22 protein-coding genes are annotated in these 22,118 nt (G+C 67.6%); 11 read left to right on the top strand and 11 right to left on the bottom strand.

Annotated elements, in window-relative coordinates:
* The first annotated feature begins 1 nt into the window (after window position 1).
* From HACJB3_RS00375 to HACJB3_RS00365, 3 genes are read left to right on the top strand one after another with little or no spacing between them, the layout of a single operon-like run.
* The gene (locus HACJB3_RS00375) at window positions 2-841 is read left to right on the top strand and encodes a VOC family protein (protein ID WP_008419097.1); all 840 of its coding nucleotides are present in this window, start codon (window positions 2-4) and stop codon (window positions 839-841) included.
* Complete coding sequence (locus HACJB3_RS00370; protein ID WP_008419099.1) at window positions 835-1,737, top strand: VOC family protein; 903 nt, start codon at window positions 835-837, stop codon at window positions 1,735-1,737. Before HACJB3_RS00375 ends, HACJB3_RS00370 begins: the two co-directional genes overlap by 7 nt.
* 25 nt (window positions 1,738-1,762) lie before the next feature.
* On the top strand, window positions 1,763-2,896 hold the full coding sequence (locus HACJB3_RS00365; RefSeq protein ID WP_008419101.1) for a CobW family GTP-binding protein: 1,134 nt from the start codon (window positions 1,763-1,765) through the stop codon (window positions 2,894-2,896).
* Here HACJB3_RS00365 and HACJB3_RS00360 read toward each other — a convergent pair.
* On the bottom strand, window positions 2,891-3,298 hold the full coding sequence (locus HACJB3_RS00360) for an SRPBCC family protein (protein WP_008419104.1): 408 nt from the start codon (window positions 3,296-3,298) through the stop codon (window positions 2,891-2,893). The genes HACJB3_RS00365 and HACJB3_RS00360 overlap by 6 nt on opposite strands.
* Window positions 3,299-3,415: 117 nt before the next feature.
* Here HACJB3_RS00360 and HACJB3_RS00355 point away from each other — a divergent pair, with 117 nt between their 5' ends.
* The 3 genes from HACJB3_RS00355 (at window position 3,416) to HACJB3_RS00345 (ending at window position 4,578) form a co-directional block, all read left to right on the top strand.
* Window positions 3,416-3,598, top strand: a complete 183-nt coding sequence (locus tag HACJB3_RS00355) for a hypothetical protein (RefSeq protein WP_008419106.1) — start codon at window positions 3,416-3,418, stop codon at window positions 3,596-3,598.
* Between the two features lie 64 nt (window positions 3,599-3,662).
* Window positions 3,663-4,337: a uracil phosphoribosyltransferase gene (gene upp / locus HACJB3_RS00350; protein ID WP_008419108.1), complete on the top strand. Its 675-nt coding sequence runs from the start codon at window positions 3,663-3,665 to the stop codon at window positions 4,335-4,337.
* Window positions 4,338-4,377: 40 nt separating this feature from the next.
* Complete coding sequence (locus HACJB3_RS00345; RefSeq protein WP_008419109.1) at window positions 4,378-4,578, top strand: DUF7569 family protein; 201 nt, start codon at window positions 4,378-4,380, stop codon at window positions 4,576-4,578.
* Window positions 4,579-4,669: 91 nt separating this feature from the next.
* On the opposite strand, the gene HACJB3_RS00340 is transcribed toward HACJB3_RS00345, so the two are convergent.
* The 3 genes from HACJB3_RS00340 to HACJB3_RS00330 are packed head-to-tail and all read right to left on the bottom strand — an operon-like array spanning window position 4,670 to window position 7,574.
* On the bottom strand, window positions 4,670-4,888 hold the full coding sequence (locus tag HACJB3_RS00340) for a YgaP family membrane protein (RefSeq protein WP_008419111.1): 219 nt from the start codon (window positions 4,886-4,888) through the stop codon (window positions 4,670-4,672).
* Window positions 4,889-4,932: 44 nt separating this feature from the next.
* Window positions 4,933-6,933, bottom strand: coding sequence for a S9 family peptidase (locus HACJB3_RS00335; RefSeq protein WP_008419113.1), 2,001 nt, complete (start codon window positions 6,931-6,933; stop codon window positions 4,933-4,935).
* A 44-nt stretch (window positions 6,934-6,977) separates the two neighbouring features.
* Window positions 6,978-7,574: an IMPACT family protein gene (locus HACJB3_RS00330; RefSeq protein ID WP_008419116.1), complete on the bottom strand. Its 597-nt coding sequence runs from the start codon at window positions 7,572-7,574 to the stop codon at window positions 6,978-6,980.
* A 158-nt stretch (window positions 7,575-7,732) separates the two neighbouring features.
* Here HACJB3_RS00330 and HACJB3_RS00325 point away from each other — a divergent pair, with 158 nt between their 5' ends.
* The 3 genes from HACJB3_RS00325 to gdhB all read left to right on the top strand — a co-directional run bounded on the left by HACJB3_RS00325 (window position 7,733) and on the right by gdhB (window position 11,976).
* Complete coding sequence (locus HACJB3_RS00325) at window positions 7,733-10,471, top strand: bacterio-opsin activator domain-containing protein (protein WP_008419118.1); 2,739 nt, start codon at window positions 7,733-7,735, stop codon at window positions 10,469-10,471.
* Between the two features lie 66 nt (window positions 10,472-10,537).
* Window positions 10,538-10,702 (top strand): rubrerythrin-like domain-containing protein, encoded by a 165-nt coding sequence (locus HACJB3_RS19495; RefSeq protein WP_008419121.1) that lies wholly within the window; start codon window positions 10,538-10,540, stop codon window positions 10,700-10,702.
* A gap of 2 nt (window positions 10,703-10,704) precedes the next feature.
* Window positions 10,705-11,976 (top strand): glutamate dehydrogenase GdhB, encoded by a 1,272-nt coding sequence (gene gdhB / locus HACJB3_RS00320; RefSeq protein WP_008419122.1) that lies wholly within the window; start codon window positions 10,705-10,707, stop codon window positions 11,974-11,976.
* Here gdhB and HACJB3_RS00315 read toward each other — a convergent pair whose 3' ends face one another.
* From HACJB3_RS00315 to HACJB3_RS00295, 5 genes are all read right to left on the bottom strand, one after another.
* On the bottom strand, window positions 11,977-12,480 hold the full coding sequence (locus tag HACJB3_RS00315) for an amino acid-binding protein (protein WP_008419124.1): 504 nt from the start codon (window positions 12,478-12,480) through the stop codon (window positions 11,977-11,979).
* Window positions 12,480-13,067, bottom strand: coding sequence for an imidazoleglycerol-phosphate dehydratase HisB (gene hisB, locus HACJB3_RS00310; protein WP_008419126.1), 588 nt, complete (start codon window positions 13,065-13,067; stop codon window positions 12,480-12,482). Before hisB ends, HACJB3_RS00315 begins: the two co-directional genes overlap by 1 nt.
* A gap of 38 nt (window positions 13,068-13,105) precedes the next feature.
* On the bottom strand, window positions 13,106-13,990 hold the full coding sequence (locus HACJB3_RS00305) for a transcription initiation factor IIB (RefSeq protein WP_008419128.1): 885 nt from the start codon (window positions 13,988-13,990) through the stop codon (window positions 13,106-13,108).
* A gap of 142 nt (window positions 13,991-14,132) precedes the next feature.
* The gene (locus tag HACJB3_RS00300) at window positions 14,133-14,558 is read right to left on the bottom strand and encodes an HIT family protein (protein ID WP_008419129.1); all 426 of its coding nucleotides are present in this window, start codon (window positions 14,556-14,558) and stop codon (window positions 14,133-14,135) included.
* Between the two features lie 32 nt (window positions 14,559-14,590).
* Window positions 14,591-15,268: a uracil-DNA glycosylase gene (locus HACJB3_RS00295; RefSeq protein ID WP_202946617.1), complete on the bottom strand. Its 678-nt coding sequence runs from the start codon at window positions 15,266-15,268 to the stop codon at window positions 14,591-14,593.
* A 504-nt stretch (window positions 15,269-15,772) separates the two neighbouring features.
* On the opposite strand from HACJB3_RS00295, the gene ileS reads away from it, so the two are divergent.
* Window positions 15,773-18,982, top strand: coding sequence for an isoleucine--tRNA ligase (gene ileS, locus HACJB3_RS00290; RefSeq protein WP_008419133.1), 3,210 nt, complete (start codon window positions 15,773-15,775; stop codon window positions 18,980-18,982).
* On the opposite strand, the gene prs is transcribed toward ileS, so the two are convergent.
* Together prs and HACJB3_RS00280 are read right to left on the bottom strand one after the other, a co-directional pair.
* Complete coding sequence (gene prs / locus HACJB3_RS00285) at window positions 18,974-19,822, bottom strand: ribose-phosphate diphosphokinase (RefSeq protein WP_008419135.1); 849 nt, start codon at window positions 19,820-19,822, stop codon at window positions 18,974-18,976. The two genes, ileS and prs, sit on opposite strands and share 9 nt — an antisense overlap.
* 38 nt (window positions 19,823-19,860) lie before the next feature.
* On the bottom strand, window positions 19,861-20,625 hold the full coding sequence (locus tag HACJB3_RS00280; RefSeq protein ID WP_008419137.1) for an HVO_0234 family beta-propeller protein: 765 nt from the start codon (window positions 20,623-20,625) through the stop codon (window positions 19,861-19,863).
* A 75-nt stretch (window positions 20,626-20,700) separates the two neighbouring features.
* Here HACJB3_RS00280 and glmM point away from each other — a divergent pair, with 75 nt between their 5' ends.
* Window positions 20,701-22,068: a phosphoglucosamine mutase gene (gene glmM / locus HACJB3_RS00275; protein ID WP_008419139.1), complete on the top strand. Its 1,368-nt coding sequence runs from the start codon at window positions 20,701-20,703 to the stop codon at window positions 22,066-22,068.
* The last annotated feature ends 50 nt before the right edge of the window (window positions 22,069-22,118 follow it).

The raw sequence follows: 22,118 nt of genomic DNA, 5'->3' as shown, positions 1-22,118 counted from the left end.
CATGATCGACTCGGTGCTCCCTGACCGAACCCACGTCGGCCGCGTCGCGCTCCGCGCGAACAACCTCGACCGGCTCGTCGTGTTCTATCGGGACGTGCTCGGGCTGACCGTGCTGGAGCGCGAAGCCGACCGCGCGACGCTCGGTGCGGGCGACGACTCGCTGCTCGAACTGCTCGCGGCCCCCGAGGCGCCCGAACGAGGGACTGAGGAGGCGGGGCTGTTTCACGTGGCATTTCTGGTCCCCTCGCGGGCCGCGCTTGGCGATGCCCTCTCACGGATCCACGAACGCTGGCACCTCGACGGGGCCTCGGATCACCGCGTGAGCGAGGCGCTGTACCTCTCGGACCCGGAGGGAAACGGGATCGAGATCTACCGCGACCGCCCCCGCGAGGAGTGGCCGACCAACGAGGGACGCATCGAGATGGCCACCCTTCCGCTGGATCTGGACGCTCTCGGGGACCGGCGCCGCGGCGAGGCCGGGGTGCCCGACGAAACGACCGTCGGACACGTCCACCTCGAAGTCACCGACCTCCCGCGTGTCCGCGAGTTCTACGTCGAGGGGCTCGGACTGACCGTCAGACAGGAGTGGAGCGACGCGGCGCTGTTTCTCGCCGCCGGCGATTATCACCACCACGTCGGGCTGAACACGTGGAACGGGCGGACGGCTCCCGCGAGTGGGCGCGGGCTCGCGTGGGTCGAACTGCTCGTCCCCGATCGCGAGGCGCTCGGTGCGGTTCGCGATCGGATCGGAAGAGCCGAACAGTCCGAGGGAACCGACACGCTCTCGCTTTCGGACCCGGACGGGATCGAACTGCGAGTGCGAGTAGAGGGAACATGCTGAGCGACGCGACCGGACTGCATCACGTCACCGCCCTCGCGGGCGATCCACGGGCGAACGTCGGCTTCTACGTCGGCCTGCTCGGCCTGCGATTCCTCCGTCGAACGGTGAACCACGAGGACCGGTTCGCATATCACTGCTACTACGGCGACGCCTCGGGCTCGCCGGGCAGCGTCCTGACCTTCTTTCCCTATCCACACGGGGATCCCGGCCGGATCGGCCGCCCACAACCCAGCGCGGTGGCGCTCTCGGTCCCGGGGGGATCGCTCGACTACTGGACCGACCGCCTTGCGGCCCACGACCCCGAGCGGGTCGAGCGCTTCGACGAACACGGGCTTCGACTGAGCGATCCCGACGGAACCAGTCTCGAACTGATCGCGGGCAGGGCGGCGGGCGAGCCCTGGACCGAGCACGTCCCGGAGAACGCGGCGATCCGCGGAATCGACGGCGTCACCCTGTGGCCCACGAACGCGTATGCGACCGCCGCGACCCTCGAAACGCTCGGGTTCGAGCCCGCGGGTCAGGAGGGCGACCGGGTGCGCTACCGGGCGCCGGGCGAGGGTTCTCATCCCGTCGACATCCTCGATCGCGGTGGCGAGTTCGGCCGCGAGGGACCGGGGACGATCCACCACGTCGCACTGGGGGTCGAAAGCGAAGCGGAGCTGTTCGAGTGGCACGACCTGTTTCGCGAGTGCGACTACCACGTCTCGCGGGTGCGCGACCGCCACTACTTCCGGTCGCTGTACGTCAGGGATGCCGGCGGGATCCTCTTCGAACTCGCGACCGAACCCGTCGGTCTCGTAGCCGAGGACGGCGGCGAACGCCTCTCGCTCCCGCCGTGGTTCGAGGAGGACCGCGAGCTGATCGAATCGCAGCTCCCGTCGCTGGCGGTGCGTTGAAGCCCCGTCCGCCCCCAGCGGGGGCATGGCCGACGCGATTCCCGTCACGATCCTCTCGGGGGCGCTGGGTGCGGGCAAGACCACCCTATTGAATCACCTCCTCACGACCGCCGAAGAACGGGTCGCCGTCCTCGTCAACGACATGGGCGAGCTGAACGTCGACGCCGAGCTGATCGCCGAAGGGGGTTCGGCCGAAGGGATCGCCGAACTCTCCAATGGGTGTATCTGCTGTGAACTGCAGGACGATCTGGAGACGGCCGTGATGCGCCTGGCTCGCTCCCGGAAGTTCGACCACCTCGTCGTCGAGTCCTCGGGTATCTCCGAACCCGCACCCGTCGCCCGACTGTTCACGGCGCGTTCGAAGGCCGCCGCCGTCTATGATGTGGACACGCTGGTCACCGTCGTCGACGCCGTCGCCTTCCACGACCTGTTTTCGGGTGAGACCGAACCCGAACGCGCCGAACTCGACGACGGCGAGAGTCGCCCCCTCTCGGACCTCCTGATCGAGCAGATCGAATACTGTGACGTGCTCGTTCTGAACAAATGCGATCTGCTCGGTGACGACGAGCTCGATGCGGTCGCGGCAATCCTCGACCGTCTCGCACCCGATGCCCGACTCCTCCGCACGGAGTTCGGCGAACTCGACCCCGCCGAGATCCTTCATACTGGCCTGTTCGACCCCGATGCGGGGCTGTCGGACGATCACGACCACGTCGACCACGACCACCGCCACCCCGACGAGGAGTACGGCGTCACCTCCGTTACCTACCGGCGGCGGCGACCCTTTTCCCCCGGGGCGCTTTCGGAGCTCCTCGAATCGCTTCCTGACGAACTCGTTCGCGCGAAGGGAACGTTCTGGGTTGCCGGGCGGGACGCGAAACTGCGCCTTGGCTATGCGGGGCGGATCGCCCGAGTGACGGCGGGCGAGCCCTGGATCGCCGCCCGCCCCGAGATCGAACGCGACCTCTACCGGGAGAACCGCCCCGACTTGGAGTGGCACGAGCGGTGGGGCGACCGCGAGCAGGCGCTCGTGTTCATCGGGCGCGGGCTAGATCACGAGGCGCTGATCGAGCGACTGGACGCCTGTCTGACCGACGACGACGGGGGCGACGGTGAGCCCTTCCCGACCGGGAACGAGGCGGTCGAGTTCGTCTCATAGCGCCCTTTCGATCGCGCCGAGGGCGCGTTCGAGTTCGGCCTCGCGCTTCCAGACCGCCACGCGGTCGGTGAGCGCGCGGGGAAACAGACCGAGCGTCACGGCCGAGTCCATCCCGATTCGCGTCCCCTCGTTTTCGGGCGCGTAGGTGATCGTCGTCTCCATGCGCTCGAAGGGGCCGGCGTCGCCCTCTTGCTCGTAGCGATAGCCGTTTTCGAACTCCTCGAAGAACAGTCCCATCTCCAGCCCGCTCGCGCCGGCGACCACGCGGGTTCCGTCCGCCAGTTCGACCGTCTCGCGGGGCTCGAAACTCCCCTCGTATTCGACGAGCGCCGCCGGCGAGAGGACCCGCCCGACCTGTCTCGGTGTCGCGCGGACGAACCGCGAGACGCTGACCTCGCGCATGGGGCGGCTCGGCTCGCGGGGACCGAAAGTCGTTCGCTTCGTCGTCCGGTCCTCCCGAGGTGCACTCGTTTAGGGCCCCGGGGAGGAGTTATCATCACGGACGTTGACACTACGGCCATGGAAGGAACGACGACGCCGGCGACCGGGGTCGCGATCGTCTTCGCCATCCTCGCCGTCGGTCTCGCGATCGCTCTCGAGCGGCTCCTCCTCGGCGGGGAGTTCCTGATCGAGGCGGTCCTGACCGCGATCGTCGTCTCGGCCGTCTTTGCCGTCCTCGCGTACTCGCTCGATCGGTTCTGATCGCCGAGCCCCCGGAGAGGGCCGATGCAGTAGAGATAAGAGTTGAGCATGGAAACGGGCGGGTATGACCATCGAAGACAGGGACACCGCACACGTCATCACGCACGCGCTGGCGCGAGATACCCTCTCGCGGCTGCGCGACGTCGAGACCGAGCAGGTCGGCTTTCGCAAGGGGCTCGTCAAGCTCGGGCGGATCTGTGGCTACGAGATCATCGACGGCAGCATGGAGACCGAGTACGTCGAGATCCAGACCCCACTGGAGACGACGATGGGCGAGCGCGTCAAGGGACTGGATGACGTCGTAATCATCAACGTCCTGCGGGCCGCGACACCCTTCGTCGAGGGGCTTCTGAAGGCGTTCCCGCGGGCGAAACAGGGTGTCATCTCGGCGGGCCGCGACGAGGAAGCGGGGATGGCCGAAGGCGAGTTCCCCATCACCATCGATTACGTCAAACTGCCCGAGATCCACGAGGACGACACCGTGATCGTCGCCGACCCGATGCTCGCGACCGGCTCGACGATGTGTGCGGTCTTAGAGCAGATCCTCGAGAACGCCCCCGATCCCGAACACCTGTTCGTCCTCTCTGCGGTGAGCGCTCCCGACGGTCTGATCCGCGTCGGCGAGGCGTTCCCCGAGGCCGAACTCCTCACCGTCTCGATCGACGACCGCCTGAACGACGACGGCTTTATCGTTCCCGGGCTGGGCGATGCGGGCGACCGGGCGTTCCGCACGACGTAGAAGGGACAAGGGCTATTCGTCCGCCCGTGTGAGCCATCCTATGACCGACGTTTCCTGTGACGGCTGTAGCGAGGAGGTCCGGACGGCCCTTTCGCGGACCGTTTCCCTTGCGGTCGATGGTTCTGACGTCGACTCACAGACGCTCTGTCCCGGTTGCTTCGCCGACTGGATCGAGCGCTACGAACGGCGGATGCAGCCCGACCCCGCCCCCTCCGTCGAGGGGATCGACTTCGTCGAGTGAACCCCTTCCCTTCGGGTCGAAACCGGGGGACTGGAGTATTGTCTGTTGTGATACGCTTGAGGCGAAACGCACCCTTGGAGCGCTATATACCTCACCGTTCGGGTTCCGAGCGCTCCCCAACGCGACAGCTGTCGATTCCCACCAGCGCGTTCAGCGGACACCGCTGGGTCGCCGCGGTACCGAGGAGGACCGCCCCCGCAAGCAGCGCGCCCACTCGCCGGATCCCCCGTGTCCGCAGCGCGGCCGCGAGCAGCCCGATCCCACCGAGTATCCGGACCCGTCTGTCGATGCCGCAGACGTTCTTCTCCATACCTCCCGTAGGTCGCGCCCACGCTTGAACCTTCAGCCGACCGCTCAGTTCCCCTTCCCGGTTCCCGACAGCCCGTCCTCGCCCCGCTCTAGTGCCTTTGGCGCGTCGTGGTGCTCGGAGTAGCCGTCGAACCAGCGGGCGAGGCGCTCGATTCGGTCGACGACGTGGCCGGGCTCGCCCGACCGCGAGAGTTCGTGACCCTCGCGAGGGTAGCGCACGAGGCGGGTCTCGACCCCGTTCTTCTTCAAGAAGAGGTAGAACATCTCGCCGTTGTTGACGGGCACTCGAAAGTCCTCGTCGGCGTGGATCACGAGCGTCGGGGTCTCGACCTCCCCCGCCGAGGCGACCGGCGACTGGGCCCAGAGGAACTCGGGGTCGTCCCACGGCTCGGTCCCGAAGTCCCACTCGACGAGTTTGAACGCGTCCGTCGAGCCGTAAAAGCTCGGTAGATCGTAGACGCCTCGCTGGGCAACGGCTCCGGAAAAGCGCTCCGTGTGGCCGACGAGCCACCCGGTCATGAACCCGCCGAAGCTCCCGCCCGTGAGGAACTGCTGGCCCTCGTCGACGTACTCGCGTTCGCAGACCGCGTCAGTGCCCGCGAGCACGTCCCGCGCGGTCACCGCCCCCCAGTCGCGCTCGATCGCACCCATGTGCTCCTCGCCGTAGCCCGTCGAGCCCCGCGGGTTACACCAGAAGACGACGTAGCCCCGCGCCGCGAGGGTTTGAAACTCGTGCCACATCGTCCCCGACGTGCTCCACATCGCGTGGGGGCCGCCGTGGATCTCGACGACCAGCGGGTAGCGCTCGCCCTCGGCCATATCGGGCGGGGTCAGCACCCAGCCCTGTACTTCCGTTCCCTCGTCGCTTTCGAACCACACTTCCTCGGGCTGGGGGACCGCCCGGTCGGTCAGGTACTCGCTGTTGACCCGCGTGAGTCGGTTGGTCTCGGCGCCGGCGGGCGTCGAGACGAAGACGTCGCCGGGGTGATCCCACTCGCTTTTGGTCATCGCCACGGCGTCCCGTCCGGGGTCGAACCCGTCGATGTGGCCGTCGCGAGCGACGGTTTCGACCTCACCGTCCTCGCGAACCCGCCGCAGGGAAACGTCGCCCTCGTCGGGCGCGAGGAAGTAGAGATACTCGCCGTGGGGGTCCCACTTCGGCGTGCCCTCGACGGTCCGATCCAGCGTCTCGGTGAGGGTGGTCTCCGTTTCCGTTCCGCGGTCGAACACCCGGAGATCGGTCTGGCGGAGCGTCGAGCCCCCGTCGGGCGTGTAGTGGTACGCGACCCGCCCGTCGGCGGTCGCGGCGAGTCCGACCGCCCAGCCGGTCGTCTCCGTGAGGACCTCCTCGGTCCCGCTTTCGACGTCGTATGCGATCACGTCGTGGACGGCGTTGTCGTCGGGGTCGTCGGTGCGTTTCGCGGCGTAATACAGCGTCTCCGAGTCGCCCCACTCGGGTGTGACGTAATCGTACTCGCCGTCGGTGAGTCGGGTTACCCCGCCGTCTACGTCGGCTACGTAGACGTGGCTGTGCCCGCCGTCGAAGTAGCGCGCGCCCGCTCGGTAGATCAGCCGGTCGATCACGCGGGGATCGGGTGTTTCGGGCTCGTAATCGGGATCCCTCTGCTCGATGTCACGCCCCTCCTCGCGGTCCTCCCCGGTGCTCGACTGGACGAACGCGATCCCTTCGCCGTCGGGACGCCATGCGATGTTCGACACGCCGCCGACTCCCTCAGTGATTCGCCGGGCCTCGCCGCCGTCCGCGGGGGCGACCCAGAGTTGGGGTCGGTCGTCATCGCCGCGCGTACTCACGAACGAGAGGTGGTCGCCCGAGGGGCTCCAGCGTGGCTCGCTGTCGATTCCCGCTGTGAGGGTGAAGCGTCGCGATCCCTCGCCGCCCAGCGAGGCGATGTGGATCGTCGCCTCGCTCTCCTCGGCGTCCCTCGGCGTCGTCCGGACGAACGCCACGCGCTCGCCGTCGGGCGACAGTTGGGGATCGCTCACCCGGACGAGATCGTGATAATCGTTGGCGCTGATCGTCTGCATGCTCGGGTCTCGCAAGCCGGCGCGAATAGGGTTTCGGTTCGAAACTACTCGATCCCGACCCGCCCGCCCGTCGCGCTCCGGAGCCTGTCGCACAGTTCGTCGCGCTCCTCGCTCGGGACGCGCACGTCGAACGTGACCCGTTCGCCGTAGTCGGCCTCAAACCCGACCCCCGTGCTCTCGATGATCCCCCGCACGGAACCGGAATCGTCGTACTCGGCGGTGATCGACAGACGGGTGTGGGGACGTTCGGTGAGGGCCCCGGCGGCGTCGAGGGCCTCGCTCACCGCCCGCGAGTACGCCCGGACCAACCCGCCGTAGCCGAGGTGCGTCCCGCCGTAGTAGCGCGTGACGACGCAGGCGATGTTCTCGATCTCCTCGCCCTGGAGAACGTTCAACGCGGGCTTGCCCGCCGATCCCGAGGGTTCGCCGTCGTCGGTGGCGTACTCGCGGAAGGGGTCGGCCCGGACCCGGTAGGCGGGCACGTTGTGGGTGGCGTCGGCGTGTTCCACCTCGACCTCGGCGACGAACGACTCGGCCGCCTCGACGGTTTCGACGGGCGCGACGTGGCCGAGGAACTCGGAGCCCCGTACTTCGAAGGCGGCGCTCGCCCGGCCCGCGACGGTTCGATAGGTGTCGCTCACTCAGTCGGGAGCACGATCCCGGTCGGGAATACGGTACCGGTCCGCGGGAACGGGTCACACCCGCATCGAAGGCGGTCTGTGACACGGAGCACCACCGCGCAACAGCGGACACCGGACCGGGAGCGGCGTTTATACGCCTCGGCCGGCTACGGACGGCGATGGCAGCGTCCGACACCGCTCCGCCGCGACTCCTGCTGGTCGGCGACGACGGGTGGCTCTCAACGGTCAGTGCCGCGCTCGACTCCCCCCGAACGTCGGTCGCCTCCGACATCGGGGAGGCCCGGTCCCGCCTCGACAACGTGCCGGTCGACTGCGTGATCAGTGCGCTCTCGCCTCCCGACGGGAGCGCAATCGACCTGCTCCGGTCGATTCGGGAGGACCGCCCGCACCTCCCAGTCGTCATCTACGCCCGGTCGGGCGACGAGGAGTGCGCGAGCGCGGCGATCGGGGCGGGCGCGACCGACTACCTCCCCGCCGATTCGACTTCGCCGGCCGAACTTCGCGACCGGGCGGCCCGGGCAACCGAGATCGGGCGGACCCGCGAGGAGCGCGACCGGCGGGCCCGACAGTTCGAGGCGCTGTTCGCCGGGTCACTGTCGGCGACGTGGGTCCTCGACTCGACGGGCCGCGTCGAGCGGGTCAACGACGCCGCCCGAGCGTTCGCCCCCGACGCGGACGCGATCGGCGACCCGCTGTGGGAGCGCCCCTGGATCGCACTGGAGGGCCGACCCCGGCTTCGGGAAGCCGTCGAGCGCGCCGGCGGCGGCGACTCCCGGTCGCTGACCCTTGCGTGTGCGGGTGACGAACGCGCTCCCGACACCGTCGAGCTGTCCGTCGAGCCTATCGAGGGGAGCGACTCGCTGGTGGTGACGGCCCTCGACGTCAGCGAGCGGGTCGAACTCGCCGAGGAACTCACGCGCTCGGAGCAACTCCACCGCGTGACGCTCAACAACATGACCGACACGGTACTGGTCACCGACGACGAGGGCCGGTTTACCTACGTCTGCCCCAACGTCCACTTCATCTTCGGCTACACCGTCTCCGAGATCCGCGAGTTGGGGACCATCGAGGAACTGCTCGGCCCGGAGCTGTTCGACCCCGCCGAACTCCGCGAGAAGGGCGTGCTGACGAACATCGAGTGTACGGCGACCGACCGCGCTGGCGAGAAACACACGCTGCTGGTCAACGCAAAGCGCGTCTCGATTCAGGGCGGCACCACCCTGTACAGCTGTCGGGACGTCACCACCCGCAAGCAGCGCGAACGCGCCCTCTCGACGTTACATGGAACTGCCCGCGAACTGCTGTACGCCGAGGGCCGCGGGGAGGTCGCCGGGTTCGTCGCTACCGACGCCGCCGACGTTCTCGACACCCCTGAAATCGGCTGTTACCTGTTCGACGCCGAGGCCAACGCGCTGCGGCCGGCGGCGACGACCGACGCCTTCGCCGCGGGGCGGGCGGTCGAGCCGATACGACCCGGCGAGGGGCCCGTCTGGCGGGCGTTCATCGATGGCGAGGTCGTCGTGGACGGCGAGCGCCTCGCGGTCCCGCTTGGCGATCACGGCGTGCTGGCGGCCGCCTTCGAGGACGGGTTCGACGCGCTCGCGGAGGAGCTCGCGGACCTGCTGGCGGCGACGGCGGAGGCGGCGCTGGATCGCATCGAGCGCGAGGCCGCCCTCCGCGAGCGCGACCGGGAACTGCGCGAGCGAAACGACGACCTCTCGCGGCTCAACCGGATCAACGACGTGATCCGCGGGATCGACGGGGCGCTGGTCGGCGCCGAGACCTGCGAGGGCATCGAGCGGGCGGTGACCGAACGCCTCGCGAGCGACGACCGCTACCGCTTCGCGTGGATCGGCTCGCCCGACGACGACGGCCTCGCGCCCGGCGCGTGGGCCGGCGAGGGCCGTGAGTACCTCGACCGCGTCGACCCCGCCGGCGACGAACCCGCCGTCCGGGCGGCCCGATCGGACGAGGCTGTCGCAGTCGACAACGTCGCGGCGGACTTTCGCGAGGCACCGTGGCGGGCGGCGGCGCTGGAGTACGGCTACCAGTCGGTCCTCAGCGTCCCGCTCGCCCACGAGGGGCTCTTCTACGGCGTGCTGTCGGTCTACGCCGACCGGCCCGACGCCTTCGACGAGATGACCCGGGCGGTGTTCCTCGAACTCGCAGACACCATCGCGGCGGCGCTCACGGCGGTCAAACAGCGAAACGCCCTGCTGCGCGAGACGGTCACCGAACTGGTCTACGAGGTCGACTCGACGGACGCCCCGCTGTTGGCGCTCGCACAGGCAGCTGACTGCGAGATCACCCTCGAGGGTGGCGTCCGTCGCGTCGAGGACGGCGTGCTGGCGTTCGTCGCCGTCGAGGGTGCGCCGCTTGAGGCGGTTCGCGAGGCCGCGGATGACGTCGCCGCCATCGAGGCGGCGCGCCCCATTGCCGAGCGCGAGGACGGTGGCGTCCTCCGGCTTCGTCTCGCCTCGCCGTTCGTCGCGACCCGGTTGGCCGACCGCGGTGCGACCCTGCGGGCGTTCCGAGCGAGCGCGGAGGACGCGACCGCTCGGCTGATCGTCGACGTCTCGAACCCGACGGACGTCCGGGCGGTCGACGGCGCAATCACCGAACTCTACCCCGAGGCGACGCTCCTGTCCCAGCGTGAACAGGCCCGCTCGGGCCCCGAGGACCGCTCGAACCTCCTCGATCGGCTCACCGACCGCCAACGCGAGGCCGTCCGGACGGCCTACCACAGCGGCTTCTTCGAGTCGCCGCGGAACTGTTCGGGCGAGGCGGTCGCCGACGCGCTGGGGATCTCCCCCTCGGCGTTCTACCAGCTCAACCGGGCCGCCCAGCGGGCGCTCTTCGGGTCGCTGTTCGACGGTAGCTTCACAGTTGAAGCATGAGGTATCGTCACAATCTTCTCTATTGAACCCACACGCCCATGGCTGAGCGGCAAATATTGCACGTCGATGGCAGCGAACAGTACCCTGACGTGGGACGTGGCGTCCGACCCGGAGACCGAATCGATCTACGAGTGTCTGGCCTGTGGCGCCCGCGTGAGCGCCACGTCCCATCCCGGGTCGTGCCCCGAGTGTGAGGCGCCGCTTCGAAACTGCGCGACCTCGATCGAGTGACCATGAGTGTTCCCGTTACCGAGGAGCGAGCGGAACCCGAGACGGCGCTCGCGACGGCGCGGCGCCAACTCGACCGGGCGGCCGCTCACGTCGAGATCGATCCCGCGGTCGTCGAGCGGCTGAAACACCCCGCACGCGTCCAGCGCGTCTCGCTGCCGGTCGAGCGCGACGACGGGAGCCTCGAGGTCTTTACGGGCTATCGCGCCCAGCACGACAGCGTCCGAGGCCCGTTCAAGGGCGGGATGCGCTATCACCCCGGCGTCACCGAGGAGGAGTGCATCGGCCTCTCGATGTGGATGACCTGGAAGACCGCGGTGATGGACCTGCCCTTCGGCGGCGCGAAGGGCGGCGTCGTGGTCGATCCCAAGGAGTTGAGCGAGGCCGAAACCGAGCGGCTGACCCGCCGGTTCGCCCAGGAACTGCGCGACACGGTCGGTCCGATGCACGACATTCCGGCGCCGGACATGGGCACGGACGCCGAAACGATGGGCTGGTTCATGGACGCCTACAGCGTGCTCCAGGGCGAGACCACGCCCGGCGTCGTGACGGGAAAGCCGCCGGTGATCGGCGGGAGCCACGGTCGCGAGGAGGCCCCCGGCCGGAGCGTGGCGATCGTCGCCCGCGAGGCCTGCGACTATCACGACATCCCGATAGAAGGGGCGACGGTCGCGGTCCAGGGCTACGGCAGTGTCGGCGCGAACGCCGCGCGCCTGCTCGACTCGTGGGGCGCGACGGTCGTCGCCGTCAGCGACGTCAACGGCGCAGCCTACGACCCCGACGGGCTCGACACCGCGTCGATCCCCTCTCACGAGGAGGAACCCGAGGCGGTCACGCGGGTCGCAGAGCGGACCATCGAGAACGAGGAGCTGCTGGAACTCGACGTCGACGTGCTGGTCCCGGCGGCCGTCGGCAACGTCATCACGGCGGCGAACGCCGACGCGATCGCCGCGAATCTGGTCGTCGAGGGGGCGAACGGCCCCACCACCGCTACCGCCGACTCCATTCTGCGCGAGCGCGGGATCCCCGTTATCCCGGATATCCTCGCGAACGCCGGGGGCGTCACCGTGAGCTACTTCGAGTGGCTTCAAGACATCAACCGGCGATCGTGGAGCCACGAGCGCGTCAACGAAGAGTTGGAGACGGAGATGCTCCGCGCGTGGAGCGCGGTCGCGGATCGCGTCGACGAGCGGGGGCTGGCGTGGCGGGATGCGGCCTACGTCCTCGCGCTCGAACGGCTCGGAGCCGCCCACGACGCGCGCGGGCTCTGGCCTTGATCACTGGAGTTCGAGTTTTCGGACGAACGGCAGTTCCCGGAGCTCGTTGAGCACGTCGCCCGGCACCGGCTCGTCGGTGACGATGTAGAGCCGGGGTTCGTCGGTGAACTCCGGGTCTTCACTTACTGTTTGGCGGATCGAGATGCCGTTGTCAGCGAGCAAACCGGTGACGGCGGCGACGATCCCCTCCTGGCCCGCATCACGAACCGCGATCGTCAGCGTCGAGAGGTCGATGACGGGCGCCAGATCCATCAGGCTGGGGATCTGTGAGATGTTCTGGAAGACGAGCCGGAGGTCCTCGTCGGCGAGGATGGCGTCCGTCGTCGAGTCCACCACACGGCGGTCGACGCCGATCTCGCGGGCGACCTGCGTGTTGGGGATCTCGATCCCACCCGAGACGACTCGACCCTCGTCGCTGACCGAAAAGCCACGTTCGAGCAACAGGCGGATGACCGCCTGCTGGCTGGGCGAGCCCTCGAACTTGGCCATGATCTCGTCGAACATCACAGCTTACCCTTCGTACTCGGGGTCCCACCCCGGCGCTCGTCGAGCCGCGTCGCGTCGTCGAGCGCGCGGGCGAGGCATTTGAACGACGCCTCGATCTCGTGGTGGGCGTTCTCGCCCTCGACGTCCAGGTGGAGCGTCAGCCCGGCGTTCATCGCGAGCGACTCGGCGAAATGGCGGGCCATGTCGCTGGTCATCTCCCCTACCGTGTCCTGGGAGAACTCGCCGTCGAAGTAAAAGCGGGGTCGGCCGCTGACGTCGACGACGACCGAAGCGACCGCCTCGTCGAGGGGGACCCGTCGGTCGGCGTAGCGGACCATCCCCGATTTGTCGCCCACGGCCGCCGAGAACGCCTCGCCCAGAACGATCGCGACGTCCTCGACGGTGTGGTGGTCGTCGACCGCGAGGTCGCCCTCACACTGGACGGTGAGGTCGAACAGCCCGTGGGTCGCGAAGGCCGTCAGCATGTGATCGAAGAAGGCGATCCCCGTCTCTACTTCCGAATCGCCACTGCCGTCGATTTCGAGTACGCACTCGATCTCGGTTTCGGCGGTTTCTCTACTGATTTCCGCCGTCCGGTCGGTCATGGCCGACCGAACACGCCGGGGGCACATGGCGATTGCGCTTAGCCGACGAGTTCGGCCTCACGGAGCGCCTGATAGGTGACCCGGATCGTCGGCGGGCTCACGTCGGCGACGGCGGCGGCCTGCTTCTGGGTGACGTCCGCCTCGCGTTCCTTGGCGGCGGTGTACAGACAGGCCGCCGCAACGCCCGCGGGGTTGTGCCCGCCGATCAGTTCGCTCTCGACTGCCGATTCGAGCAGTTCGCTCCCGCGATTTCGCACTTCGACTGAGAGGTCCAAACGGGTCCCGAATCGCGGGATATACTCGTCGGGGTCGAGCGGCCCGACCGGCAGCCCGAGCTCGCGATCCATCGCGCCGTAGGCCGCATCGAGCTCCGATCGGGAGGCACGCGAGGCCTCGAGCACCTCGGCACGGATCCGCGAGACGCCGTGGACTCGACAGGCCGCGTACACTGTTGCGGCGGTAAAGCCCTCCAGCGAGCGCCCCGTCACGATCCTCGCCTCCTGTGCGGAACGAAACAGCGTACACGCCTGGTCACGAATCGAGTCGGGAAGGGACAGCGCGGCGGTCAGACGACGAATCTGCATGAACACGTCGCGCCGGTTTCTCTCGGCCTTGCTGCGACAGTGCGAGCGTTTGTGCTGTCTGCGAAGTCGGGCGTATAACCGTCGTTTGCGCCCGCTGGCGCGGTTCGATCCGCTGTATCCGATCTCCGTCGAGAGCCCGTAATCGTGGCGCGATCGCGAGAGGGGCGCACCCGTTCGTCGACGGTCGGTCCTCTCGTCCTCGAACGACCGCCACTCGGGCCCGGGATCGATCCGCTCTTCGCTGACGACCAGCCCACAGTCCGAACACGTCGTCTCCCCGCCGCGAGTGGTCAGCGTTCCATTACATTCAGGACAATTTGAAGGTATCTTAGTTGCCATCAAGTTGTAATATATCAGACTAATATTTAAAACTATTTCTTTTTGATAGTTCTATCCAACAAACACCCCGGCCGATGGCGGGTCCTGTCCGGGCGATCGCTGCGATCGGCCCGCTTTCGGATCCTTTCGGTACGATATCGGATTAGATCCGGGTGTCCGTAGAGATCCTCTCCGCGATATCGTCCAACTCCTCGTCGTCGAGGTTCGGTGGGGAGCCGGCGATCGCATGGATCGGGTTGCCGCCGTCGTCCTCGAACCGGGGGATGATATGGCCGTGGACGTGGGGGACCTCCTGGCCAGCGGCCTCGCCGTTGTTGAATGCGACGTTCGAGGCGGGGGCGTCGACGGCCCCCTCGATGACGGGGATCAGCCGGTGGAGTGTATCGTAGAGATCGCTTGCGAGGTCGTCAGGGAGGTCGTTCAGGCGCTCGTGCTCCGCTTTGGGGATCACGAGCGTGTGGCCCGGCGCGAGCGGGTTGGCGTCGAGAAACGCCATCGTCGTCTCGTCCTCGTAGACGACCCGTGCGGGGATCTCACCGTCGACGATCTGGCTGAAGATGCTTGCCATATGGGGACGTGTGGCGGCTCGGAGTAAGAAAGTTACCCGCCCGCACACAGCCCGTCGAGTTCCTCGCGCAGTCGCTCGCGGTACTCCTCGGACTCGTAGCCAAGCCGCGCGATCCAGATGTTCTGATAGGAAGGGTGAAGCACGGGTAATAGGGGCGTCGAGAGCGCCTCGCAGTCGATGGGCGTCAGGACGTGATCCGTGAATCCATCCAGACTCTTTTCGTCGAGCGTGAGCAGCGTTTCGGTGGCGTGCTTTCCGGTCGGGACGATGGCGTCCGGTTCGACCTCCTCGACCTCGGTCACCAAGTGAGTTCGGCAGGTCGCAAGCTCCTCGTCGGTGGGCTCGCGGTTCGATACCTTCCCACCGTCAGAGCCCGGTTCCGACGAGCTCCCACTCGCTTCGCTCGCGGGAACATCCGGAGGAAAGCACTTCACCGCGTTCGTGTAGTAGGCGTCGTGATACCCGACCGACTCCATCAGGTCCCGAATGACTCGCCCGGAGTGGCGGGCGGTGTAGGCCATCCCGGTCCAGTTGCCGCCCTTCCACAGATCCGCTTCGGGCGCCCCCGAACCCGGGGCCTCGCCGACGACCAGAACGGGGGAATCGAGCGGGCCAGTCCCCCACGAGATGCACTCGCGGGTCTCCGCGAGGTGAGGACACCGGGTGCAGTTCGGTTCGAGGACGTTGCGTGAATCGGGGTACTGCGGCACGGTTAACAGGGAAGGTGTGAGAGCGTAAAGCGGTGTTGAGAGGCGTCCGTCGCGGAACTCTCTTTCGGAGTATTCGTCTAGCCGTCTGACGAGTTCCTCCACAAGCACGTGCAACGTGATGAATCCCGAAACGAATAGCAGCGGAAATAGCCCCGGCATCACGACTACGAGGGCCGAGAGCTGTATCGCAAAGAGCATGAGCAGGACGTCCTTCTGCCTCGCTTCACTTCGAATATTTCTTGATATAGACTATAGAATAAAAATAGATCGGTACTTGCGGTCCTCCGGTGGCCGGCGTACGCGTGGCTGCCGAAAGTGGCAGCCACGCGAGCGGCACGGGGAAGGGCTGGCGTTCCCGGAAGCGGCGCGTGATCGCGCGCCGCGACTAGGCAGGCCTGGTGGTCATGAAAAGGGCGAGGCACGGCTGCCAAGCCGTGCCGAGGGCTTTCGACCGAACGCTCTTTACCGCCACGCCGGATTCCTACTGGTATGAGCAGGTCCGATATGGACGAGGAGGACCACCCCTCGGAGGGCGCGCGGTTCGGGGAGGTCCCCGACCAGTACGACCCCGAGGCACTCGAAAAGCGGGTGTTCGACTACTGGGAGGCGGTCGACGCCTACGAGAAAACGAAAGAAGCGTTCGCCGACGAGGAGCCCTTCTTCTTCGTCGACGGCCCGCCGTACACGTCGGGAGCGGCCCACATGGGGACGACGTGGAACAAGAGCCTGAAGGACGCCTACATCCGCCAGATCCGAATGCGTGGCCACGACGTGACCGACCGGCCGGGCTATGACATGCACGGGTTGCCCATCGAGACGAAGGTCGAAGAGCGCCTTGGCTTCGAGAACAAGAAGGACATCGAGGAGTTCGGGATGGAGAACTTCATTTCCGAGTGCAAGTCCTTCGCCGACGAGCAACTGGAGGGTCTCCAGAACGACTTCAAGTCTTTCGGTGTCTGGATGGACTGGGAGAACCCCTACAGGACGGTCTCGCCGGAGTATATGGAGGCCGCCTGGTGGGGCTTCTCGCAGGTCGCAGACCGGGGATTAGTCGATCAGGGGAAACGCTCGATCAGCCAGTGTCCCCGGTGTGAGACCGCCATCGCGAACAACGAGGTCGAGTACGAGGACCGCGAGGACCCCACGGTCTACGTCGAGTTCCCCCTCACGGAGCGCGAGGGCAGCCTCGTCATCTACACGACGACGCCCTGGACCATCCCGGCAAACGAGTTCGTCGCCGTCAACGAGGAGCTGGCCTACCAGCGGGTTCGTGCCCGCCGAGACGGCGAGGAGGACGTCCTCTACGTCGCGGCCGACTGTGCCGAGAACGTCCTCTCGAAGGGACGCTACGAGGACTACGAGGTCGAGGAGGAACTTTCGGGCGCGACAATGGTCGGCTGGGAGTACGAGCACCCCCTCGCCGAGGAGGTTCCCGCAAACCCCGACAGCGAGGGCACCCGAGAAGTGTACCACGCCGACTACGTCGAGGCCGAGGACACCGGGCTGGTGCATTCCGCGCCCGGCCACGGTGAGGTCGACTTCGAGCGCGGTACCGAACTCGGTCTGCCCGTCTTCTGCCCGATCGCCGGCGACGGCGTTTATACCTCCGAGGGCGGCAAGTACGAGGGACAGTTCGTCAAAGAGGCCGACGAGGAGATCACGGCCGACTTAGAGGAGAAGGGCCTGCTCGTCGCCTCCGGAACGCTGACGCACTCGTACGGCCACTGTTGGCGGTGTGATACCCCCATTTTGCAGATGGCGACCGACCAGTGGTTCATCACGATCACCGACGTCAAGGACGAGCTGCTCGCCAACATCGAGGACAGCGAGTGGCACCCCCAGTGGGCACGGGACAACAGGTTCAGGGACTTCGTCGAGAATGCCCCCGATTGGAACGTCTCACGACAGCGCTACTGGGGGATCCCGATCCCGATCTGGGTTCCCGAGGACTGGTCGGGCGAGATGGACGACGTGATCGTGATCGGCTCCCGGGAGGAACTCGCTGAGCGCGTGGACCGAGACGTCGATCCCGAGGAGGTCGACCTCCACCGCCCGACCGTCGACGAGCTGACGATCACTGAGGGCGACACCACCTACGAGCGCGTCCCCGACGTCTTCGACGTCTGGCTCGACTCCTCGGTCGCGTCGTGGGGTACCCTCGACTACCCCGGCAAAGAAGAGGAGTTCGACGAGCTGTGGCCCGCCGACCTGATCATGGAGGCTCACGACCAGACCCGCGGGTGGTTCTGGTCACAGTTGGGAATGGGTACCGCCGCGCTCGGGGAGGTGCCCTACGACGAGGTGTTGATGCACGGTTTCGCCAACGACAGCGAGGGCAAAAAGATGTCCAAATCGGTCGGCAACGTCGTCCAGCCCCACGAGGCGATCCAGCGCCACGGCTCCGATGCGATGCGGCTGTTCTTGCTCTCGGTCAACCCTCAGGGCGAGGACATGCGCTTTTCGTGGGACGAGATGGCGACGATGGAACGTAATCTCAACATCCTCTGGAACGTCTTCCGGTTCCCGCTGCCGTATATGCGCATGGACGGGTTCGATCCCGAAGAGACCGACCTCGACGCCGTCGATTCGGACCTCGAACTCGTCGACGAATGGATCCTTGCACGTCTCCAGACCGTGACCCGCGAGATGACCGCCGCGTGGGACGAGTTCCGCCAGGACCAAGCGCTCTCGGCGCTGATGGAGTTCGTCGTCGAGGACGTTTCGAGGTTCTACATCCAGGTCGTCCGCGAGCGCATGTGGGACGAGGAGGACAGCCCCTCGAAGAACGCCGCGTACGCCACGCTGTATCACGTCCTCCGGCAGGTCTGTGCGCTGCTGGCGCCCTATGCCCCCTTCATCACCGAGGAGATCTACGGCGCGCTCACTGGTGATCGGGGCCACGACACCGTCCATATGCTCGCATGGCCCGAGGTCGAGGAGTACTGGACCGACGAGCAGCTCGAAACCGACATCGAGCTGGTCCGAGCCGTCGAGGAGGCCGGCTCGAACGCCCGCCAGCAGGCAGAACGCAAGCTCCGCTGGCCCGTCACCCGCGTGGTGGTCGCGGCGGGCGACGACCGCCTCGCCGAAGCCGTCGGCCGCCAGGGGGCGCTCTTGGAGGAGCGCCTCAACGCCCGCGAGGTTCGCGTCGTCGCCTCCGACGAGCGCTTTGAGGAACTGGCTTACAGCGCCCACGCCGACATGAGCGTGCTCGGACCGGCGTTCGGCGATCGGGCAGGGGACGTCATGGGAGCGCTCAACGAGGCTCGCATCGAGGAACCCTCCCTGGAGGCGCTCTCGGCTACCGTCTCGACGGCGCTCGGCGAGGACGTCGAGCTGACCGACGAGATGGTCGAGTTCGTCGAGGAGACCCCCGAGGAACTCTCGGGCTCGCAGGTCACGATCGAGGGCAACGGGTTAGGAGTCGTCTACGTCGACACCGAACTCACCGAGGACATCGAAAGCGAGGGCTACGCCCGCGAGGTCATCAGGAGGGTCCAGGAGATGCGAAAGGAACTCGACCTGCCCCTCGACGCCCCGATCCGCCTCGACCTCGATATCGCAGACGACCGGGTCTCGGGGCTCGTGAGCGAGCACGAAGGGTTGATCACGGAGGAGGTCCGCGCCGAGGAACTCGGGGCGGTCGAGGACGGCTATCGCCGCGAGTGGGACGTCGAGGGTGTGGCGATGGGGATCGCGATCGAATTAGCGTGAGCGGATCGCTTCCGCCAGCGCGGGCGCGACGCTGACCTCGCTCTCGGCGCGCTCGATCGTGTCGGTTCCATACACCCGTTCGACGCCCGCCCGCGCGAGCTTCGTTCTGGCGTTGGCCGCGAGCATCGGATGGACGCAGGTCACGAACACCCGTCTTGGCGCCTCGAGCGCGGCGATCGCCCCGCTCATCGTCGAGCCCGTCGCGACGATGTCGTCGGCGATCACCACGTCCCGCCCGTCGACCGCGACGTCGCTGGGCGTGATCTCGACCTCGCTGCCCGAGTGGCGGACCTTCTCGAAGTAGTCGACCTCGCCCTCGCCGTAGCTCTCCCGCACCGTTTCGGCGATCCCGATCGCTCCCGCGTCGGGCGAGAGGAAGACGGGATCGGTGAGTTCGGGCAGCGGGTCGGCGAGCACGCCCGCGCCGTCGACCGCCTCCGCGGGCACGGAGAAGTGTTCGAGGACCGATTCCTCGTGGGGCGAGACCGTCAGCACGCGATCGGTGCCGGTGCTCACCGCGCGGGCGACTGCGCGTACGGAGACGGGCTGGCCCGGCTCGAAGGCGCTGTCCTGGCGGGCATACCCCATGTACGGTAGCACGGTCGTGATCTCCGAAACGCCGCTCTCGCGCAGCGCGTCCTGTAGCTGGAGCAGTTCGAGGTGGGCGTCGCTGGTGGTCGTCGAGGCGACGATCACCGCGGAACCGGTCTCGACCTCGGGTGTGGCGGCGAGTAGTTCGCCGTCGGGAAAGCGCTCGAACTCGACGGGCGCAAGCGGCCGGTCGAGTTCGCTCGCCAGTGCGGCCGCGAGCGACTGTGAGGACGAACCGGGTACGATCATATCCGTGGATGCACCGGGCGCGCTAAACCCGTTTTCGGTTAGGCGACGAGCAGCGCCCGCACACCCGAAACGCCTAGCGCCTGCGAGCGCCAGCCGTCGCCCGCGTCGACGTACAGCGTTCCCTCGTCCGTTGCGCCGTAGACCGCCTCCCCGACCGCCGCCGCTGCGAGCGGTTCGGGCGTCTCGCGTTCGCGCCACTCGCCGTCGTAGAGGGAGAGTGTGTCGTCTGCGAGCGCGGCTCCTAGGGCGAGTTCGCCCGGCGCGCCGACCCCCGAGACCCGGTCGAACACTCCGTCCAGATCACGCATCCAGCCGTTACCGAGCCGGTAGAGTCCCGTATCAGTTGCCGCGAGCGGGGTACCGGACGTCGAGACGTCGTTCGCGCCCTCTAGACCGACGTGCGTGAGCTCGCCGTCGGCGCGATACACCCCGTCGGCGGTCGCGAGCAGGTCGCCGTCGGCCGCCCGGATCCCCGCAAGGGTGCCCAGATCGCTCCACTCGCCGCCCTCGTACCGGGCGATCCGTCCCTCGGGAGAGGCGGCGATCGGGCTCTCGGTCCCGCCGACGGCGAGGGCGGTGCCGAACCCGGTCGGTTCACCGCCGAGCAACACGTCCTCGTCGGTGGCGACCACCAGTCCGTCGATCCACGCGAGGTCGCGGGCCACACAGCGCTGCTTGATGCCGAAGTTCCCGATCAGGTTCCCGGACACCGAGACGCGCACGACCCCGAGGTCGCTCGCGAGATACACGCGGCTCTCGGCGCTTTTGTCGGCGTAGACGCGCTTTTCCTCGATCGTGCTCATACTCGCTAGTTCGTCCGCGGGCGTGAAATGGCTGTTCCGGAATCCATTTGCCCCGTCGCTCCCCAGAGTCAGGCGATGGACGTGTTCGGATCGAGTGGGACGCGCGGGGTTGCCAACGAGGAGATCACGCCCGCGTTCGTCCTGCAGGTCGTCGCGGCCGCCGGAACGGTCCTAGAGGCCCCCTGTATGGCCGTCGCCCGCGATACGCGCTCGACCGGACGCATGCTCGAAAACGCCGCCGTAAGCGGTCTCCAGAGCGTCGGCTGTGACGTTCACCGGCTGGGCGTGATCCCCACGCCGGGCGCACAGGCGTATGCCGCCCGCGAGGGGATGCCGACGGTGATGATCACCGCCTCGCACAACCCGCCCGAGTACAACGGCATCAAGCTCATCGGTGCCAGCGGGACCGAACTCTCGGTCTCGGAACTCGAGGTCGTCGAGGAGGCCTTTCTCTCGGAGATCGACGGCGCGCGCTCGTGGTCGAGGACGGGCGACGAGTTCGCCGTCGAGGACGCCACCCGCCAGTACGTCGAGGGCGTCCGCGAGGCGGCCGACCGCGAGAAGATCGCCGACGCCGACCTCACAGTCGCGATCGACCCCGGCCACGGCGCGGCCTCGCTGACCAGCCCGCGACTGTTTCGAGAACTCGGTTGTCGGGTCCTGACCGTCAACGCCCAACCCGACGGCCGGTTTCCCGGCCGGGACCCCGAGCCCGTCGAGACGAACCTCGAGGATCTGGGTCGGCTCGTCGCCACGACCGACGCCGACGTCGGAATCGCCCACGACGGCGACGGCGACCGGGCGATCTTCTTCGACGAAACGGGTCGCTACATCGAGGGCGACGCGGCGCTGGCGGCGCTTGCGGACGCGGAACTCGGACCCCGGGACGCCACCGTCGCCGCGGTCAACGTCTCCCAGCGGCTGGTCGACGTCTGCGAGCGTACGGGCGCGGACCTCGAACTGACCCCCATCGGAAGCACGTATATCACCAGCCGGATCCAGCAACTGCAGGCTGAGGGGGTCTCGGTACCGGTCGCCGGCGAGGGCAACGGCGGGATCTACTTCCCCGAGTATAGCCTCGTACGCGACGGAGCCTACATCGCCGCCCGGTTTCTCGAACTGCTGGCCGATCGACCCGCGAGCGAACTGGTCGCGCCCTTCGGGGACTACTGCAACGTCCGGTTGAAACTCACCTACGAGACCCGCGAGCAACGCGAGGCGATGCTCGAGGCCGTCGACCGGGTCGCCGAAAGCGAGGCCGCCGATCGAAACACCACCGACGGCGTCCGCCTCGACTACGGCGACGGCTGGGTGCTCGCCCGGCCCAGCGGGACCGAGCCCGTCATCCGGATCTACGCGGAGGCCCGCGGGCGAGAGCGCGCCGAGGAACTGGCCGCGCGACTCTACGACGCCGCCGAGGCGGCCCGGGACGACGCCAAGTGACCGAACCTGTTCGGCCCATACGTTATACTGCCGGGCCGTGAGCACGAAAC

Source organism: Halalkalicoccus jeotgali B3, from assembly GCF_000196895.1.
GTDB classification, from domain to species: Archaea; Halobacteriota; Halobacteria; order Halobacteriales; family Halalkalicoccaceae; genus Halalkalicoccus; species Halalkalicoccus jeotgali.
The sequence above is the reverse complement of the archived record's forward strand: the minus strand, read 5'-3'. Positions and strand labels throughout refer to the sequence as shown.

Excerpts from the sequence above, each read along its gene's own strand:
- HACJB3_RS00375 (WP_008419097.1), top strand. The coding sequence starts at position 2 with ATGATCGACTCGGTGCTCCCTGACCGAACCCACGTCGGCCGCGTCGCG.
- HACJB3_RS00370 (WP_008419099.1), top strand. The coding sequence starts at position 835 with ATGCTGAGCGACGCGACCGGACTGCATCACGTCACCGCCCTCGCGGGC.
- HACJB3_RS00365 (WP_008419101.1), top strand. The coding sequence starts at position 1,763 with ATGGCCGACGCGATTCCCGTCACGATCCTCTCGGGGGCGCTGGGTGCG.
- HACJB3_RS00360 (WP_008419104.1), bottom strand. The coding sequence starts at position 3,298 with ATGCGCGAGGTCAGCGTCTCGCGGTTCGTCCGCGCGACACCGAGACAG.
- HACJB3_RS00355 (WP_008419106.1), top strand. The coding sequence starts at position 3,416 with ATGGAAGGAACGACGACGCCGGCGACCGGGGTCGCGATCGTCTTCGCC.
- upp (WP_008419108.1), top strand. The coding sequence starts at position 3,663 with ATGACCATCGAAGACAGGGACACCGCACACGTCATCACGCACGCGCTG.
- HACJB3_RS00345 (WP_008419109.1), top strand. The coding sequence starts at position 4,378 with ATGACCGACGTTTCCTGTGACGGCTGTAGCGAGGAGGTCCGGACGGCC.
- HACJB3_RS00340 (WP_008419111.1), bottom strand. The coding sequence starts at position 4,888 with ATGGAGAAGAACGTCTGCGGCATCGACAGACGGGTCCGGATACTCGGT.
- HACJB3_RS00335 (WP_008419113.1), bottom strand. The coding sequence starts at position 6,933 with ATGCAGACGATCAGCGCCAACGATTATCACGATCTCGTCCGGGTGAGC.
- HACJB3_RS00325 (WP_008419118.1), top strand. The coding sequence starts at position 7,733 with ATGGCAGCGTCCGACACCGCTCCGCCGCGACTCCTGCTGGTCGGCGAC.
- HACJB3_RS19495 (WP_008419121.1), top strand. The coding sequence starts at position 10,538 with ATGGCAGCGAACAGTACCCTGACGTGGGACGTGGCGTCCGACCCGGAG.
- gdhB (WP_008419122.1), top strand. The coding sequence starts at position 10,705 with ATGAGTGTTCCCGTTACCGAGGAGCGAGCGGAACCCGAGACGGCGCTC.
- HACJB3_RS00315 (WP_008419124.1), bottom strand. The coding sequence starts at position 12,480 with ATGTTCGACGAGATCATGGCCAAGTTCGAGGGCTCGCCCAGCCAGCAG.
- hisB (WP_008419126.1), bottom strand. The coding sequence starts at position 13,067 with ATGACCGACCGGACGGCGGAAATCAGTAGAGAAACCGCCGAAACCGAG.
- HACJB3_RS00305 (WP_008419128.1), bottom strand. The coding sequence starts at position 13,990 with ATGGCAACTAAGATACCTTCAAATTGTCCTGAATGTAATGGAACGCTG.
- HACJB3_RS00300 (WP_008419129.1), bottom strand. The coding sequence starts at position 14,558 with ATGGCAAGCATCTTCAGCCAGATCGTCGACGGTGAGATCCCCGCACGG.
- ileS (WP_008419133.1), top strand. The coding sequence starts at position 15,773 with ATGGACGAGGAGGACCACCCCTCGGAGGGCGCGCGGTTCGGGGAGGTC.
- prs (WP_008419135.1), bottom strand. The coding sequence starts at position 19,822 with ATGATCGTACCCGGTTCGTCCTCACAGTCGCTCGCGGCCGCACTGGCG.
- HACJB3_RS00280 (WP_008419137.1), bottom strand. The coding sequence starts at position 20,625 with ATGAGCACGATCGAGGAAAAGCGCGTCTACGCCGACAAAAGCGCCGAG.
- glmM (WP_008419139.1), top strand. The coding sequence starts at position 20,701 with ATGGACGTGTTCGGATCGAGTGGGACGCGCGGGGTTGCCAACGAGGAG.